The sequence below is a fragment of the Helicobacter sp. genome (assembly GCF_022511165.1).
Lineage (GTDB): Bacteria > Campylobacterota > Campylobacteria > Campylobacterales > Helicobacteraceae > Helicobacter_C.
This window is the reverse complement of the sequence record NZ_JAFLSB010000031.1, coordinates 1-17,242: the sequence shown is the minus strand read 5'-3', so window position 1 is coordinate 17,242 and position 17,242 is coordinate 1. Positions and strand designations below refer to the sequence as shown.

15 protein-coding genes are annotated in these 17,242 nt (G+C 38.0%); 8 read left to right on the top strand and 7 right to left on the bottom strand.

Features of this window, described 5'->3' with window-relative positions:
• The 3 genes from dnaE to nusA form a co-directional block, all read right to left on the bottom strand.
• Nucleotides 1-3,463, bottom strand: a 3,463-nt coding sequence (gene dnaE / locus J1E28_RS05615) for a DNA polymerase III subunit alpha (RefSeq protein ID WP_291027613.1), incomplete at its 3' end; no start/stop codon positions are given.
• 228 nt (nucleotides 3,464-3,691) lie between these two features.
• The gene (locus J1E28_RS05610) at nucleotides 3,692-4,615 is read right to left on the bottom strand and encodes a GTPase domain-containing protein (RefSeq protein ID WP_291027611.1); all 924 of its coding nucleotides are present in this window, start codon (nucleotides 4,613-4,615) and stop codon (nucleotides 3,692-3,694) included.
• Nucleotides 4,616-5,026: 411 nt separating this feature from the next.
• Nucleotides 5,027-6,205 (bottom strand): transcription termination factor NusA, encoded by a 1,179-nt coding sequence (nusA, locus tag J1E28_RS05605; RefSeq protein WP_291027615.1) that lies wholly within the window; start codon nucleotides 6,203-6,205, stop codon nucleotides 5,027-5,029.
• A 168-nt stretch (nucleotides 6,206-6,373) separates the two neighbouring features.
• Between nusA and J1E28_RS05600 the strand changes: the two genes are divergently transcribed.
• The 8 genes from J1E28_RS05600 (at nucleotide 6,374) to J1E28_RS05565 (ending at nucleotide 12,151) form a co-directional block, all read left to right on the top strand.
• Nucleotides 6,374-6,622, top strand: a complete 249-nt coding sequence (locus J1E28_RS05600) for an HP0268 family nuclease (protein ID WP_291027609.1) — start codon at nucleotides 6,374-6,376, stop codon at nucleotides 6,620-6,622.
• Between the two features lie 24 nt (nucleotides 6,623-6,646).
• On the top strand, nucleotides 6,647-8,014 hold the full coding sequence (gene miaB / locus J1E28_RS05595; RefSeq protein WP_291027607.1) for a tRNA (N6-isopentenyl adenosine(37)-C2)-methylthiotransferase MiaB: 1,368 nt from the start codon (nucleotides 6,647-6,649) through the stop codon (nucleotides 8,012-8,014).
• 11 nt (nucleotides 8,015-8,025) lie between these two features.
• Nucleotides 8,026-8,670: a lysophospholipid acyltransferase family protein gene (locus tag J1E28_RS05590; RefSeq protein WP_291027605.1), complete on the top strand. Its 645-nt coding sequence runs from the start codon at nucleotides 8,026-8,028 to the stop codon at nucleotides 8,668-8,670.
• Between the two features lie 77 nt (nucleotides 8,671-8,747).
• Nucleotides 8,748-9,758, top strand: a complete 1,011-nt coding sequence (locus J1E28_RS05585; protein WP_291027603.1) for a hypothetical protein — start codon at nucleotides 8,748-8,750, stop codon at nucleotides 9,756-9,758.
• A gap of 7 nt (nucleotides 9,759-9,765) precedes the next feature.
• Nucleotides 9,766-10,323 carry a hypothetical protein gene (locus J1E28_RS05580; protein WP_291027601.1) on the top strand — a complete coding sequence of 186 codons (558 nt, stop codon included), beginning with the start codon at nucleotides 9,766-9,768 and terminating at the stop codon, nucleotides 10,321-10,323.
• Nucleotides 10,316-10,897, top strand: a complete 582-nt coding sequence (locus tag J1E28_RS05575; RefSeq protein ID WP_291027599.1) for a hypothetical protein — start codon at nucleotides 10,316-10,318, stop codon at nucleotides 10,895-10,897. Before J1E28_RS05580 ends, J1E28_RS05575 begins: the two co-directional genes overlap by 8 nt.
• Before the next feature lie 2 nt (nucleotides 10,898-10,899).
• Nucleotides 10,900-11,841: a 16S rRNA (cytosine(1402)-N(4))-methyltransferase RsmH gene (gene rsmH / locus J1E28_RS05570; protein ID WP_291027597.1), complete on the top strand. Its 942-nt coding sequence runs from the start codon at nucleotides 10,900-10,902 to the stop codon at nucleotides 11,839-11,841.
• The gene (locus J1E28_RS05565; protein WP_291027595.1) at nucleotides 11,834-12,151 is read left to right on the top strand and encodes a hypothetical protein; all 318 of its coding nucleotides are present in this window, start codon (nucleotides 11,834-11,836) and stop codon (nucleotides 12,149-12,151) included. The genes rsmH and J1E28_RS05565 overlap by 8 nt, the downstream gene beginning before the upstream one ends.
• A gap of 614 nt (nucleotides 12,152-12,765) precedes the next feature.
• Here the strand turns inward: J1E28_RS05565 and infB are convergent.
• From infB to J1E28_RS05545, 4 genes are all read right to left on the bottom strand, one after another.
• Nucleotides 12,766-15,363 carry a translation initiation factor IF-2 gene (gene infB, locus J1E28_RS05560; protein ID WP_291027593.1) on the bottom strand — a complete coding sequence of 866 codons (2,598 nt, stop codon included), beginning with the start codon at nucleotides 15,361-15,363 and terminating at the stop codon, nucleotides 12,766-12,768.
• Nucleotides 15,348-15,602 (bottom strand): DUF448 domain-containing protein, encoded by a 255-nt coding sequence (locus J1E28_RS05555; RefSeq protein WP_291027591.1) that lies wholly within the window; start codon nucleotides 15,600-15,602, stop codon nucleotides 15,348-15,350. The genes infB and J1E28_RS05555 overlap by 16 nt, the downstream gene beginning before the upstream one ends.
• A gap of 19 nt (nucleotides 15,603-15,621) precedes the next feature.
• Nucleotides 15,622-16,527: a homoserine kinase gene (gene thrB, locus J1E28_RS05550; protein ID WP_291027589.1), complete on the bottom strand. Its 906-nt coding sequence runs from the start codon at nucleotides 16,525-16,527 to the stop codon at nucleotides 15,622-15,624.
• Nucleotides 16,528-16,695: 168 nt separating this feature from the next.
• Nucleotides 16,696-17,242: Cj0069 family protein (locus tag J1E28_RS05545; protein WP_291027587.1), on the bottom strand; the 547-nt coding region annotated here is incomplete at its 5' end.

The window sequence follows — 17,242 nt, the reverse complement described above, 5'->3', positions numbered from 1 at the left end:
TATCATCAGGTAGAATGCTTGAAAAAGGCTCAAGTTCCTGTCTTATCTCCTCATCTATGCTCTCTTGTTTTTTCCACTCAAATTCACAATTCTCCCGATCAGTTTTTTCTTTAGCAGCGTCTTTTAATGTGAGAATCTTCATAATATTAAAGCTTGGCTTATCATCTCTCTCTTCAACCTTGCATTTTAGTGCAATTGGCTCTTGGAGATTCAGCCCCTCAAGTACTTCAAGCTGCTTTTCAAACACCATAATTTCTATTTTGCCACCATAATCAAAAAACTCAATTGTCCCAAAAGGTTTGCCTTTCTTGCTTATTTTACGTTTAATCTTTAGCACATTGCCAACAAGCATACAACTAATGCCAATTTGCATATCCTGCAAGTCTGCGCTTTTGACTACCCCCTTAATCTTTTTAATCTGCTCCCTAAATTTATCAAGCGGATTCCCAGAGAGATAAATCCCCACGCATTCGTATTCATGATGAAGCAAATCGTGCATATCATACTCATCGCTATTTTTTATAGGTAGATACACATTAAATTCCACATCATCGTCACTAAAAAGCGAGTTGCTCATCATCTCAATCACTTTATTTTTATCACGCCCTTTTTCACAAAGCATATCGATATTTTCAAGCATACTCTTGCGTGAATAGCCCAAATTATCAAGCCCCCCAGATTTAATAAGCGGCTCAAGGGAGCGCTTAGAAAGTTTAGAAAAATCTACTCTTGCGATAAAATCCTCTAGATTCTTAAACGCACCTTTTCTCTCACGCTCTTGTATGATATTTTCAATAGGCGCATCGCCTAAGCCCTTAATGGCACTTAGCCCAAAAACGATTTTTTTTACGCCATCAAACTCGCTCACGCCAAAATCATTTTCAGAAATATTCACATGCGGGGGGACAATATCAATATGTAAGTTTTTTACCTCATAGATGTATTTTGCCACAGATTCTATTTTGCTCGTCTCACTTGTAAGCATTGCCGCCATAAACTCATGCTCATAATAAGTCTTTAAATAGGCTGTTTGGTAGGTAATCATTCCATAAGCTGCCGCGTGAGATTTATTGAATCCATATCCGGCAAATTTCACAATAAGCTCCCATAGCTCCTCTGCTTTATCGCGATTGTAGCCTTGTTTTTGTGCGCCATCAGCAAATTCTTTTTTAAGACGCAGCATCTCATCAAGCTTCTTTTTTCCCATAGCGCGTCGCACCAAATCCGCCCCACCGAGTGAAAATCCCCCGATGCTTTGCACTATCTGCATTACCTGCTCTTGATAAACAATTACTCCATAAGTAGCCTTCAAAATAGGCTCAAGCGCAGGAATAAGGTATTCAATTTTAACTAATCCGTGTTTGCGTGCGATAAAATCATTAATCAAATCCATAGGTCCGGGACGATACAAAGAAATCATCGCATATACATCTTCAAAATTGCTTGGCTTAAGCCTTCTTGCCACATCTTGCATACCTTCAGATTCAATTTGGAATAGCCCTAAGGTATTGCCACTTTGGATACTCTCATAGACTTTGGCATCGTCCATTTCCATTGTGCTAAAGTCAATCTCTTTTCCATATCGCTTTTTAATGAGCTTGAGGGCATCATCAATCACAGTGAGTGTTTTTAGCCCCAAAAAGTCAAATTTGATTAAATCCACTGGCTCAAGCCAATTCATTGAATACTGCGTGGCTACGCCATTGAGTTTTTCATTGCTATAAAGAGGCACTTTGTGCCATAATTCCTCTTTGGTATCTATCACAATCGCTGCAGCGTGTATGCCTGCATTACGCTTTAGCCCCTCTAAAAGCACCGCATAATCCCACACTGTTTGTGCCAAAGTATTATCTTTTAAAAATTCTTGAATCTTAGGCTCTTTTTCCCAAGCTCCGGGCTTTAAGTTTCCATTTTTATCTTTTTTTGCCATAAGCGTGATACCAAGCTCATTAGGGATAAGTTTTGCAAATTTATCAGCTTCATTATAGGACATATTCAGCACACGCGCCGCATCACGTATCACGCCTTTTGCAAGGAGTGAGCCAAAAGTAATTACCTGCGCAATATTATATTTGCCATAAGTTCTTGCCACATACTCTATCATCTCGCCTCTGCGCCTTTGACAGAAGTCCATATCAATATCTGGCATACTCACGCGCTCTGGATTCAAAAAGCGCTCAAAAAGTAAGTTATGCTTAATAGGGTCAATATTTGTGATTTTAAGTGCATAGGCGACAAGACTTCCCGCTGCCGAGCCGCGTCCTGGACCCACGGGGATATGATTTTGCTTTGCAAAATTCACAAAATCCCACACAATCAGCATATAACCGGGAAATTTCATTGTATTAATCACTGCTATCTCACGCTCTAATCGCTCTTTATAGGCAGTATGAGACGACTCTGGGACATATTTAAGACGCTCTTCTAGCCCTTGACGACATTTAAAGGCAAAATAGACTTCATCAGTAATTGATTCTAAGGGGCAGTTAAGAATCTGTGGGAGATTTTCTTTCTCTGCATAAGTTTGCGTATGCTTAAAAGTAGGTGGAGTGGCAGGAGTATTTTTAAGGATAATCTCGCCTGTATGCTTGTTTTTAATCTCTATATTTTTGAGATTAAGCTCAAGGCGACATTTTCGCGCAATCTCTTGCGTATTTTCTAGCACATCAGGAACATCACAAAATAACTTTTGCATCTCTTGTGGGGATTTGATATAAAATTCTTTCACAGAATGCTTCAATCTATCTTTATCATTAAGCGTTTTGCCCATCGCAATACACATCGCCACTTCTTGCACGCCCGCGTCTTCTTGCAAGGAATAATGCGTATCATTTGTGGCAATAACCTTTACATCACACTCCCTCCCAAGCTTTAGAATCTGCTCATCAATAAAAAGCTGGTCATTAATGCCATGCCGCATAAGCTCAAGGTAAAAATCCTCGCCAAAAATGTCTTTATATTCAAGCACTACCTCTTTGGCAATTTCATAGCCCTTTGCCCCAAAGCGTACATTGCGTTCATTATTGATATTAAGCTGCCAATTCACTTCGCCTTGTAAGCACGCCGAGGAACAAACAAGCCCCTCGCTATGCTCCCTAAGCAATGCTTTATTAATACGCGGATAGTAGTAGAATCCATTAATAAAAGATTGTGAGGAGAGATACATAAGATTCTTATAGCCTATCTCATTCTTGGCAAAAAGGCAGAGGTGAAAACGCTGTTTAATGCCCTTATCATTGAGTATATCGCCATTATGGATATAGGCTTCTATGCCAATAATGGGATTAAGCCCTTCTTCTTTCATACTCACATAAAAATCAAGTGCGCCAAACATATTGCCGTGATCAGTGATTGCCACAGATTCCATACCAAGCTCTTTAATGCGCTTGGCAAGGAATTTAATCTTATTTGCTCCATCAAGTAGGGAATATTCAGTATGTAAATGCAGATGGGTGAAACTCATTATATGTCCTTATATTTGCAATTCTTATTCTTATCTTACTGCGCTATTTTCCCAAAATAGCCACAATATATTAATGGATAAAAGCAATGAAATTATAAAATAAGATTTATTAGAATTGCTTAAAATGAGAAATATTCTTTATTTAGATATTCAAATGGTAGAGTGTGGCGATTTTAGACTCAATGCGAAATAAAAACAAAACTAAAAATATGGCTATTGCGTTAAAGTTTAAACTTTTGGTTTTGGGTTTTGAGGTCTTATTATGTGGTTTAAGTTTTGGCTTTGAGGTCTTATTTGACTATGATTGAGGTTTTGATTCCGAATCCCAACCGGGCTTTGGGGTCTTATTTGGCTGTGATTTAGAGTTTGACTTTTCACTTGATTGGGGGCTTCTTGTGGCTTTTGTCCGTGCATTCCTAAAAATTCTTTTTCAAATCGACCATCGATTCTCTTTAAGATAACTCTTTTTAATTCCAAATCAAACTCTTGCTTAAGCCCAAAATTTTCTTTTTTCTCTGGTGCTAATATTTCGTGAGATTTTTTGACAAAATCATTTATCCATCTTACTTTTCTTATCTCTCCCTCTTCATCTTTTGATTCAAGAGCTCTTACTCTTATTACTTCACTCCCCCCAAGCTCTCCTTTAGTCTTATCAGAGAATCTCTCATCATTCTCATCTTTATCCTGTATAGCCTTTGTAATAACAACCAAAGTTGGCACTCCATATTTTTTCAAACATTCATAGATTCTTTTTTCTGCATTAGTGATTTCTCTATTTGTTTCTTCAATACATAGCCAAGCAATGTGAAGCTGTCGCTCTTCTTCTCCACAACCTTGCCTCTTTTTTATAAATTTTTCAATCTCATCTGTTTGTTGTTGATTAAAATCTATTTTTGTAGTTTCATATACATAGAGTTCATTTTCATCTGTTAAGCTCTCTATTTCATTAGTAACGAGCTTTCCTGCTTTAGGATTCACGATTCTTTTGCCAAATACAACATCAATCAAAGTGCTTTTGCCAACACCCGCTTTACCAACAACTAAAATATTTAGCCTCGTTCGTATCGCTTCGAATTTAACGCCAAAGCGCTTAAAAAACTCTGCAAAATCAATGACTTCCATTACCCTTACGCTTCCTTTAACTTCATACATATAGTATAACTTAAATTTGATATACAAGCGACCTTCAAAAAAAAAAAAAAGCTTATATGTGTAATTTATATACATAAAAAATTAAGAAAATAAAAAATATATTACTTTATTACACATTCATTTATAAAAAGCACACGTAACCTTCCTAAGACATTTTGCACATTGATTTGTATTATTATAAGCCTACTTGGTGCGACTCCCTAATTTAAAAAAACTAAAAATTTTGCAAAAATTTATGTATAGAATCTCATTTTTATTTTATTCTTTTACAGAGGAGCAAGAGGGCTAGCAAATATGAGTAACACAATAAGAGCAAAGCCCCTTGATATACTCATTAAGATTCTGTCTCTACTTTATACTTACGCGCCTTGATGTGATGCAGATTATTTATCTCATTAAAGATTATAGAATCTAAGCCTTAAAGAGGGAGCTTAGCGCGTCAATGCCTGCTTTTTCTGCTCCCGCATTCTCTTTTTCTAAAGTCTTTGTCTCTCCTATTTCTTGCAATTCAATATCGCATTCACAGAGCATACTCGCAAGGCGAATATTTACGCCATTTTTGCCAATAGCCTTGCTTTTTTGATCACTTTTAATCTGCACAATCGCTCTCTTGCGCTTTGTGGCTTTGCTACTTTTTGCCTCATCACCCTCTTTAGATTCTTCCTCTGTCTTTTCCTGCACTTCTTCAATCCGCACACTCACCACTTGCGCGGGGGTAAGAGCTTTAGCGACAAAAATCTCTAAAGTGCTATGATACTCCACGCAATCAATATTTTCATTAGCTAATTCTTTGCTTACTGCATTAATACGCACCCCTTTTACCCCCACGCAGCAACCAATAGGATCGATTCTCGCACTTTGAGAATACACCGCGACTTTTGCGCGCTCACCGGGGATTCTTGCGCTTTTATGAATCATCACTTCATTATCTTTAATCTCTGGCACTTCCATTGCTAAAAGCTCTTCTAAAAATTTTGGCGTGGTGCGAGAAAGCTCCACCTGCAAGCCATTGCGATTAATGCCTACAAATTTTAAAATGGCTTTCACAACATCGCCTATTTTAAATTTCTCCCCCTTAATGCGGTTTTTCTGTGGCAAAATCGCACGAATGCTTTCAATTTCGATAAAAGTATTACCCTCTTTATCTATACCCACGACTTGCCCGCTCACAATCTTTCCCACCATTGCACGAAAATTTTGCAGAATCTGATTCTCGATGGAACGTTGCAAATTATATTCAAGATTCAAAAAAAGCTTATTAATCGCCCCTCTACTCATTGCTTCAAGCTGCAACTCATAATCCACCCAATCATTAATATGCACATCGCCTAATTCCTTTGCAGTAGAAATGGGGATATGCCTTGCTCTTTGCTCATCATCTAAAATCTCATCATCAGCACACACTTTCATACGATGAAAAAGCCTCAAAGTGCGTTCTTTACTATCTTCTTCAACAAAATAATCATAATATGGATTAATCTCCTCTTTGGCGATTTTGATTAAACCCTCTTTGACTATCCCAAGCACAACTTGATGTTCTAAGCCTTTGTCATAGGCAATTAAATCGATAATATCTAAAATCTTCTCCAAAACAACATCTCCTAACATCTTTGTGGATTTCTTTGCGAAGTAAGCCCTTAATAGCTATAAGGCTCAATAGAAGAGGGGCTATTATAATAAAATTTTGCTTAAAGTTTTACAAATATGCCTATTTTTAGCTATAATGGGCGATTCTATTAAATTAATAAGGAGTTCATTATGGAGCTTAAACTTGCTAAAAGCACACTTAATAGCAAAAACAAAACTGCTAATAAAATCACTTGTGAGGAAATTTTAAAAAAATGCACACAAGGCATTAATATTTTTTACTTTGATAAAGAAAATTCACATAAAGATATGCAAAAAGCTTGTGCGTTTTTCCAAAAAGCCGGACATAGCACACATTTGCACGAGGTGCGTTATGCTCTTGATGAGGGAAGTTATATTTATGAACTTCATATCATTTAAATGTGCTTTACATTTTAAGATTCTATGAAACTTTTTATACAAACATTAGGCTGTGCGATGAATGAGCGCGACTCCGCGCATATGATTGCTGAACTCAAAGAAAAACTCAACTATACTCTAACTGATAACTCAAAAGAGGCGGATTTAATCCTTATTAACACCTGCTCTGTGCGTGAAAAACCCGAAAAAAAGCTTTTTTCTGAAATTGGTGCATTTGCCAAAGAAAAAAAAGAAGGGGCAAAAATTGGTGTATGTGGTTGCACGGCAAGTCATTTAGGAGAAGAGATTATCAAAAAAGCGCCAAGCGTGGATTTTGTGCTTGGGGCAAGAAATGTCTCTAAAATCACACAAATTCTCTCCCGCCCCAAAGCTGTGGAGGTAGATATTGACTATGATGATAGCACTTATATCTTTGCAAACTCCGCTCACACAGGCATTAAGGCGATGATTAATATCTCCATAGGCTGTAATAAAAAATGTAGCTATTGCATTGTGCCTTTCACGCGTGGCAAGGAGATTTCAATCCCCACAGATTTACTGATGCAAGAAGCACAAAAGCTTGTGCAAAATGGCGCAAAGGAATTACTACTTTTAGGGCAAAATGTGAATCACTATGGCATTGGTTTTTCACAACCCCACCCACCAACAAACTTTACAAGACTTTTGCGCACATTAAGTCGTATTGAGGGCTTATATAGAATCCGTTTTACCTCTCCTCATCCGCTTCATATGGACGATGAGTTTTTGGAGGAGTTTGCTGCAAATGCGCATATTGCTAAAGGCATACATATCCCCCTGCAAAGTGGCTCAAGCAGGATTTTAAAAATGATGAAGCGCGGCTATACCAAGCAATGGTATATAGAGAGAATTGCTAAGCTCAAATCTCTCGTGCCAAATGTAGGCATTAGCACAGATATTATTGTAGGATTCCCCACAGAATCCGAGGAAGATTTTAAAGATACGCTTGATGTGCTTGAAATTGTGGGATTTGATACGCTTTATAGCTTTGTGTATTCGCCTCGTCCCCATACAAGTGCTTATCATTATGATAAAAATATGCTTATAAAAGAAGAAGTGGCAAAGGAGCGCCTTGCGCGATTACAGGATTTGCACAAGAATATGTTGCGCCAAAAAGCCACAAGTGAAATCGGCTCAACTTATGAAGTGCTGGTTGAAAATTGCTACAATGATGAAAATATATGCTTAAGCGAGGGGCGCAGTAGCCACAATAAACTGATTAAGATTCTAGGCAGAGCTATTCCTATTGGCACAATCGCACAAGTAAAAATCACGCATAATGAGGGTGGTGCGCTTATGGGTGAATTTATACGAGAGCTTAGCCTCAAAGAAGCCCTAGAGCTTAATGCAAAAAATGCAAGGATTGCAAATTAATAAGGGTGGAAATGTTAAGCAGAGAGACAAAACGGCGCATTTTAGGGGTGATTCTCCCTCCACTCATATATGCATTTTTGCGCCTTTTATACGCATTTACGAAAAATACATTCCACATCAATGAATACACAAAAGAGCATAACTTTATCGGTGCATTTTGGCACGGCGAACTGCTCATGCTCCCTTTCCTCTATAAATATTTTCGAAAGCAAGTGAGCAAAGAGCGCGATAAAGGCTTTTATATCGTGCAATCTCAACACTTTGATGCTACGCTTATGGTTGATGTATGTGCTAAATTTGGTTTAAGAAGTTTGCGTGGCTCAACATCTAAGGGTGGTATAAAGGCTTTGATAGAATCTTTTAAACTCCTTAGAGAAGGCTATGATGTCGCCCTTTCACCTGATGGACCAAAAGGACCTTATCATTCTATTAGCGATGGCATAATAGCGATGAGCCAAAAAACAGGTAAGCAGATTGTCCCTATACGCGTGGTGTATAGCCGATATTGGGAGTTTAAAAGCTGGGATAAATTCCGCATTCCTAAGCCATTTTCACGCATTGATTATTATATGCTTGATGGGTTTGTGATTGATAAAGATATGCAAATTGACGAAGCCAAAGCCTTAGTGCGCACTCATTTAGAAAAGGAACTCTAAATGCTTATAGATTATCAAATATACTTTATGAAAGTATTTACAATATCGCAAAATCCTAAGAGTGAGGGCTAAAAGAGTTGCTAAAGTTTTTGCTTCGTCCATTTTTTTCTACTATTCACATTGGCGTAAATCTTGACGCGAAAGTATGCTCACTCAAAATTGTAGCAATAAAAGGTGGGCGCGTAAAAAATACTATCACAAAAGATTTTAAAATCATAGATAAAGAACTGCCCATAGAGGCAGCAAAGCTTATTAAAGACTATAAGCGCAAACACCCTTTTACCTACCTTAGTGCAATGAGTAAAACCTACAACCAAGGCTTAGCAAATTGTGCTAAAAGGGGCGATCTTGTCAAATTTGGCATTAATCCCAAAGTCTCGCATATTGTAGAAATGCCAAATCAATGGTTTTTTTATATCCAAAATCTTGCCATAGATGAAAATCGTGTGAAATTTATTCGCGCTCTAGGACTTGATTATCTTTTTTCGCCTTTTATTATCATATATGAAAACATTAAAACTAGGCTTGGCTTAAGTATTAAACTCTATGTATTGCAAGAGCGCGCAAGTATGACTCTTTTTGTGGCAGATAAGAAGGGGGTGTATTTTGGTGGATTTTTTATGATGGGCAATGAGCTTGAACAAGGCGATAGCGACAAAGATTCCACAAAAGAGGTGCATTCGCTTAAAGAACTAAGCGATTTAGATTCTATACTTGGCTCTATTGATGAACTTAAAGAAATTGGTGTGCTAGAGGATTTAGATGAAGATCTTGTGCGCAAGGAATTTGCTCCAGATGAAATGGATTCACAAGAGAGGGAACAGGCTGAAATATCACGCTTAGAGGGGTTAAAGGACTTGGCTCGTGCATCAAATGCGGTGGAGATTCTCAAAAATTCTATCAATGAATTTTATAGCAATCCTATCTATGATGCGCATTTTATAGAATCTGTTGTGATACTTGATAGCTATGGTATGACAGATCAGGCCATAGAGCATATCCGCAATGCACTGATGATTGATTTAGAAGTGCGCACACTCAATATTCCTGATGCTCTCATCAATCTTGCAAAAGCCGAACTCAAATGAGGACAATATGATGACTTATAGCTTTATACAACCAAAACCAAAAAACATCTTCAAACGTTACACAAAAATTTGGCTTATATATAGCATATTGGCAGTTGTGTGTATCATTGGCTTTGCAGAGGTGGTTGAAAAACAAAGAGTAGCTAAAATTGCTGAACGAGCTAAGGCTGAAAAAGATATTCAACACATAAAACTTAAGGCGATTGTGGTAAAAGATTATATCGAACGACTTGATTATGAAGCCAATCTTGGCAAAGAAGTACAATTACAAAATCAGCTACTTAAAGAGGGTTTATCAAACCTCCTTAAACTCATACCCGATCAAATTGTCGCCAAAAGCATAGAGCTTGATTACAATATGCTTGCAATGAATGGCTTAACACCTTCAAAAGAGGTTTATAAATTCCTCCTTGAAGCCCCATTACGTGCTATATTTAGCCAAACAAGAGTGGAGTTTTTTCCTTTGATGAGTGGGTGGTTTAATTTTGTATCTGTGAGCAAAGCAAATCCCGCAATTAAACCTCTTAAAATAGAAGAAAAGGAGAAGGAGCCCGAAGATGGATAATGACTTTCGTATAGATTATGCAATTAAAAACTTTGTGTGGTTTTTAGTTTTTGCTGCTATTTGTGCGTTTTGTATTGCGAATTTTCTCGTTCCCCAAATCACAGAATACAAAAAACAAACCCTAGAAAATAGAAAAACACGGATTGCTTTTAATCAAGCCAATAAAGATTATCTTGACATAGAAGCTCAACTTAAAACATTTTCGATTCAAAATCACAGACTGCTTGCAAGTCTTCATCATCAAAGCGATGAGGCAAAATTGCTTGAATTGCTCCAAACTCGATTTAATGCAGTAGAGATTAAAAAACTCTCTGACAACAAGGAGCAAGATATTATTGATACGCGTTATGAGATTATTGGTTATGCTCCAGATACCCAAAGTATAGAGGATTTTATATCGTGGGCAAATACAATACCTTATTTTGTAAAAGTGGATTTACCTCTAAAAATGGAATTTGACGAAAAGAGTAAGCAAATTTATTTTATATTGTTTCTTATTGTAAAATATTCTGTTTATACCGAGCACCCTATTATTCTTGATGATCATCTAAAATTTGATTATTTTAAGCCCTAAAAATGCTCAAACATTTTTCGGTCTTAAAAGATGAGCTGCTTGAGGGTTTGCAATGGCAGGGTGGAGTGCTTATTGATTGCACACTTGGCTTTGGTGGGCATACTCTAGCCTTTTTAGAATCTTCCCCTCTCACACAAGTATATGCTTTTGATAGGGACAATTCCGCTATTACTTTAGCAAAAGAGCGTTTGCAACCTTATGCTTCACGCATACATTTTCACCACTGCGCTTTTTCTGCTGCCCTTGAACACTTAGACAAAAGGATTTTAAAGCAAAGCAGAGGGATTATTGCAGATCTTGGCGTAAGTTCTATGCAGCTTGATGATAAGCTTCGAGGCTTTAACTTTAGCTCCAAAAATCTTGATATGCGTATGGATACGCGCGCAGAGTTTAGCGCACAAAAGGTGCTCAATTCCTATCCGCCCACACGCCTAGAAGAAATATTTAGAATCTATGGTGAATTCAAACAAAGCAAAAAATTGACACATATTATTGTAGAATCAAGAGAGAGAAAACCTTTTGAGAGTTGCGCAGAGCTTAGCGCACTTATTGAGGGGCATTTTCCTCGCACAGGCGGGATTCACCCAGCGACTTTGGCATTTCAAGCCTTACGCATTGAAGTCAATGATGAGCTTAATGAACTCCGCACTTTGCTTTCAAGCATAGAGCAAGCCTATCGTGCAAAAATACTCAAAAATTGCAAAATAGGCATTATTGCCTTTCATTCTTTGGAGGATAGAATCATCAAACAATACTTTAAGCAATGGAGTAAATCCTGTATTTGTCCGCAGGAAAATTATAAATGTGAATGTGGAAATAATAATGCTTTAGGGGAGATTCTTACCAAGAAGCCTATTACTCCAAAAAGCCAAGAAATTTCCCAAAATAAACGTTCGCGTAGTGCGAAACTACGTATTTTTGCATTAGGAACAGGAAATGAGTGAAAAATATCCCCTCAAAAATCTCATCTTGCCCCAATCGCGTGTGAATGAGTGGGAGAAAGATGAGCTTATAGAATCCACTAAAAAAAGCAAAGAGCAAGGCTTAGGGTTTAAGGAGCTAAGAAATGCCTTTATTTTGGTGCTTTTGGTGCTACTTTTATGCGTGCCAAAAGTCTATCTTGCCAATACCATTTACTATTTGAGCAAAGATATAATCAATTTGCAAACCCAATATGATATACTCCTTGATGAAAACAAGCGTCTCAAACACGAAGTAGAGGATTTGCGCTATAAGTTTTTGATACTCAATTAAAAAACGTCCCATAGCACATAAAATAGCTGCGATAGAATAAAACTCTATGTGAAGAGCAAAAGCTTTTTAAGAAACTAAACTCTAAAATTGCTTAAAAAAGCTAAACAAAACCAATAAATACTTTTTATTTTACAATTTTGCTAAGGGCAGCAATCAGGTGAATTAAAACCATAAGATGAATAAGGATTAAAAATAAAAATAATCGATATTGAGAAAACTAAAAATTGCAAATCCTAGAGAAGCAGCAATAGAACATAAGCTCGCCAAAATCACATGTCTTGTATGAAAGATTTTTTTAAGAAAAAATCATAGGTATATTAAATATAAAATTCCTATACCTAAAGGCGTAACATAGCTTATCGTTTCAAGTTTATAATGCTCCAAAATACCTTGTAGCACAACAACAATCGCTCCTTGTAAAAATCCTAACAACAATGGTACAGCAAGAGCTACAAGGGCTAATAAAAATTTTCATTCAAAAACTTATCCGCATTCAATCAAAGTAAGCGATTGTGCTTTGATGTTAAATGAAACAGCACAATCAACAAACTCCAAATCCACTTCAAAATCCCTTTTAGGCTTTGTAGAATCTGCATTGTGCATTCACACTTTCCTTACAAAGTCTTTGTTTTTGGCACTTCTTTATAAGTTTCAAACACATCACCAACTTTTATATCATTATAATTTTCAAGCATAATCCCACATTCATAACCCTTGGAGACTTCTTTGACATCATCTTTGAATCTCTTAAGCGAAGCAATCGCCCCTGTATGCACCACTACACCATCACGAATAAGGCGCACTTTGATGCCTCTTTGAATATTTCCTTCAACCACCATACAACCTGCAATCGTGCCAACTTTGGGAATATTAAAGGTTTCACGCACTTGGGCTTGTCCTGTATTTTCTTCCTCAATAATAGGCGACATTAGCCCACCAAGCAATGCCTTAATATCATCAAAAAGATCATAAATCACCGAATAAGTTTTAATATTCACGCCAAGCTCTTTTGCCTTTGCTTTCACGCTACCTGTGGGACGGACATTAAAGCCTAAAATCACGCTATTATCGCTTGTAGCACATAGGCTGATATCTCCCTCGCTAATACCCCCTACACCAAAACCAATCACATTCACGCGCACCTCATCGTTACTAAGATTCTCTACATTTGCCTTAATAGCCTCAAGACTACCTTGCGTATCTGCCTTAATAATCAATGGGAGGGTTTTGAGATTCCCCTGTGCAACCATTTCTCCTAGTTCATCAAAAGTAACCTTTGTGCTTTTACTTAGCTCTTTTTGACGCAAATACAAAGCCCTTTTTTGCGCATATTCTCTTGCTATACCATCATTTTCTACGCTTAGAAGCGTTGTTCCAGCTTGTGGCACAAGAGAAAGCCCTGTAACAACAGCTACGCCAGAGGGATAAAGCTCTGTAATATTCTCTCCTCTATCATCAATCAATGCCCTCACACGCCCAAAAGCTGTATCTGCTACAATAGAATCTCCAAGTCTTAAAACACCATTTTGCACGATGATAGTTGCCACCGGTCCTCGCCCTTTTTCTAAACTCGCTTCAAGCACAATCGCTTTTGCCTGCCCAAGTTGTGGGGCTTTAAGCTCTAATACTTCAGCTTGAATAAGGATTGTCTCAAGCAGATGTTCTACACCCTCGCCGGTTTTTGCAGAAATGGGGATAAACTCATATTCCCCGCCCCAATCATTTGGCGTAAATCCAAGTTCAGCACACTCGGCTTTAAGCTTGTCGGGATTGGCATTTTCCTTATCCATTTTGTTCATAGCAATGATAATCTGCACATTAGCAGCCTTTGCGTGATTGAGTGCTTCAATGGTTTGTTGTTTTACGCCATCATCTGCGGCAATCACAATAATAGCAATATCAGTTACCTGTGCCCCACGAGAGCGCATTTGTGTGAAAGCCTCGTGTCCGGGTGTATCAATAAAACTAATTTTTTTGCCATTTTTTTCCACCATATATGCGCCAATATGTTGAGTAATGCCTCCAGCTTCACCACTTGCTACGCGCGAATTGCGGATATAATCAAGCAAAGAGGTTTTGCCGTGATCGACATGCCCCATAATTGTAACCACAGGCGGACGCTCAACTTCTTGCACATCATACCCAAGCGGGGATTCGATACTATCGTGGGCTTGCACATCTTGGATTGAGATTTCAAGCTCAAACTCCTCACTTAAAATCTCAATGGCATCTCTATCTAAAAAATCATTTTTTGTCGCCATAACGCCAAGATTAAAGAGTACCTTAATCACATCTTTAAGCTCTAGCTTTGTCATCTCGGCAAATTCATACACGCGTATTTCTTCAGGGATTGAAATAGGACCTTTGATTTTATCGACATTTTTTGCAATTTTCACAGGTTTGCGCCGCTTACCTCCACGCTTTATGCTCCCCTCATTCATCCACGGATTCTTACGATGAATATGCACACGCTCTGTGATAGCTTGGCGAATTTGATTTTCTTCTTCCTCATCACGCACTTGTGTCTCATTCAAATCAAAAAGCATAATCTCATCTTGCTCATCATCATAACCAGAAGCAATATCCCTATCATCAAGAATGTGCATTTTTTGATCAGTATGCTTATGGGCAACTTTGGGCTTAGGCTTGTCTTTTTTCTGCTTTTTTTGCTCCTCATTGGCACTATCAGCAAGCAGCTCTTTATAGCTTAATGTAGGTTTTTTTACTTCCTCTTTTTTAGATTCTGCCTTTGGTTCTTGCACCCTATTTTTGCGCACAATGCGCAAACCTTTAGCTTCAGGAGGTGTTACTAAAGGAGCTTGTGATTCTTTGCTTGTGGGAGATTCTGTGATTTCTTGTGTCTGTTTTGTAGATTTTTTTTCACTTGCTTTTTGAGTTTGTTTTTCTTTCTTGGGGCTTTCTTTTTTGGGAGCTTTTTCTTTGCTTGTTTTAGATTCTGTTTTTTTACTTGTCTTAGAATCTGTTTTTGTGCTGCTTTTTTTGGGCTTTTTAGTCTCATCTTTGGGCTCTTGTGCAGCGATAGGATTGATGCCGGTAGTGATGTATTCAACTAGCCAACCAGCCTCTTCTATTGTAATCGAGCTTGAAGCGGTTTTTACCTTTAAGCCTATTTCTTTGGCTTTTTCAAAGGCAAACCCTGCGCTTTGCCCAAACTCCGCACCAACTTGTGTTAGCCTTATTTTTTCTGCCATAGATTCCATATCTCCTTTATCGTTGCAATCAGCTCTTCGCTGACTTTAAGTTTATTCATTTTAATGATAATTTGAAATGTTTTGGGCTGCGCTAGGCATTCCTCACACACATAAAAACTCCGCCCTCTCCCGCTAAATGCACATAGGGAATAACCATTACTCTGCAGTCTTAGAAGCTCCTTTTGCTGAAATCTTTTACGACATCTCACACACATACGCGTTTGCTTGGGTTGTTTCACGCTATTATACCTAAAGATTCTATGATTCTATCAGGGTTGCACCTGAATTATCAAATTCAAGCTCAAGCACACGAAATTTTGGGAACTGCTCACGCAAAACTTGCGCAAGTGCCGCGCTATCATCGCGATAGCAAATATTTAAAAATGATGAGCCAGAGCCGGAGAGAGTAGAGAGGAGCGCACCTTTTTGTAAGGCAATTTTTTGCACACTAAAGAGAGCAGGGCAGTTTTTCATACGCACCTTTTGGTGGAATCTATCCTTGCTTGATTCTCTTAAAAGCTCCCATTTATGCGTAATAAAAGCCGCACTTAGCATACAAGAACGCGAGAGATTAAAAACAGCATTTTTAGTTGTGTATTTTTTAGGTAATTCTTTACGAGACATTTTTGTAGAAATGGCTATATTTGGTATCACTACCACCGCTTTAATATCCATAGGCAAGGGGGCTTGGAAACTCACTACCTTATGTGTTTGCTCTTTTTTTTCATCACAAGAAAGCATAGCGATATTAAATCCTCCATAGAGTGCGGGGGTGATATTATCGGGGTGATTTTCATAAGCAAGAGCGAGTTGGAGAATTTCAGGCTTATCAATGGGCTTTTGCATTATATGATATGCGCTCACAATCGCACCAATAATGACTGCCGAGCTTGAGCCAAGCCCACGCGATATAGGTATGGAATTGGTAAAGCTAAATTTAAAATGCGTTGGGGGATAATCATTGCGCTTTAATATCTCATTAAAAATCCGCACAAATATATTATCAACGCGTAGCTTTGGGTACTCCTCGCCCTCACCTGAAATATGAATCCCGCTTAGGCGCGAGGGGGTGATACTAAAAACATTATGTAGCTTCAATGCTAAACCCAAAGTATCAAAGCCCGGTCCAAGATTTGCACTTGTAGCAGGGACAGAAACAACCACACACGCTCCTTACCTGAAATTCTTAATGATTATAATGTGTTTTTGATTGCTTTTTCTTTAGATTCTCTTATCTTGGAAAGAAATGCACTTTTATGAATGCTTTATACACTTTAATAAACAAAAGAGAATGCTAGATTCTACAAAAAGCAATAGAATCTAGCAAGAGGATTAAGACTTCGCGTCTTCTACAATATTGATAATTGTATTTGCTACGCGGCGCGCAGTTTTATCGAGGAATTCTGCAGGAGAAGTAAAGCCCACGCAAGAGCAGTTAATTTCACCCAAAACATATTTGTCTTTGCCATTTGCATCAGTATCAAGGATAAAATCCGCTGTCCAAATCAAAGGTAAATCATAGTTGCCAAGTTTAGTTTTAATCTCTGGCAAATTTGCAAGAAAATAGCTTACAAGCTCACTCCATTGTTCAGGCTTATCATAGCGATATTTTGCACCACTAAAGAGCGTTGCAGAGAAAGCATCAGCACCTTCTGCTGGTTTTTTATGCACCACATAAATAGGGTCTTTATAGAGCATAAGGATTCTGATTTCACCTTCTTTAATACGAGGCAAGAAAGTCATATCTACAAGCATACCATTATCGACCTTGAGGTATTTTTCACAAAAATCCATAAATTCGCCAAGTTTGCGAATCTCTACGTGATTATCCACCGCTTCGGTACATTTGATTTCTGTATCAAGTGGTAACTCACTTACG

Coding starts and splice junctions, on each gene's coding strand:
- J1E28_RS05610 (WP_291027611.1), bottom strand. CDS start 4,615: ATGTATGAAGTTAAAGGAAGCGTAAGGGTAATGGAAGTCATTGATTTT.
- J1E28_RS05600 (WP_291027609.1), top strand. CDS start 6,374: ATGGAGCTTAAACTTGCTAAAAGCACACTTAATAGCAAAAACAAAACT.
- miaB (WP_291027607.1), top strand. CDS start 6,647: ATGAAACTTTTTATACAAACATTAGGCTGTGCGATGAATGAGCGCGAC.
- J1E28_RS05590 (WP_291027605.1), top strand. CDS start 8,026: ATGTTAAGCAGAGAGACAAAACGGCGCATTTTAGGGGTGATTCTCCCT.
- J1E28_RS05580 (WP_291027601.1), top strand. CDS start 9,766: ATGATGACTTATAGCTTTATACAACCAAAACCAAAAAACATCTTCAAA.
- J1E28_RS05575 (WP_291027599.1), top strand. CDS start 10,316: ATGGATAATGACTTTCGTATAGATTATGCAATTAAAAACTTTGTGTGG.
- rsmH (WP_291027597.1), top strand. CDS start 10,900: ATGCTCAAACATTTTTCGGTCTTAAAAGATGAGCTGCTTGAGGGTTTG.
- J1E28_RS05565 (WP_291027595.1), top strand. CDS start 11,834: ATGAGTGAAAAATATCCCCTCAAAAATCTCATCTTGCCCCAATCGCGT.
- infB (WP_291027593.1), bottom strand. CDS start 15,363: ATGGCAGAAAAAATAAGGCTAACACAAGTTGGTGCGGAGTTTGGGCAA.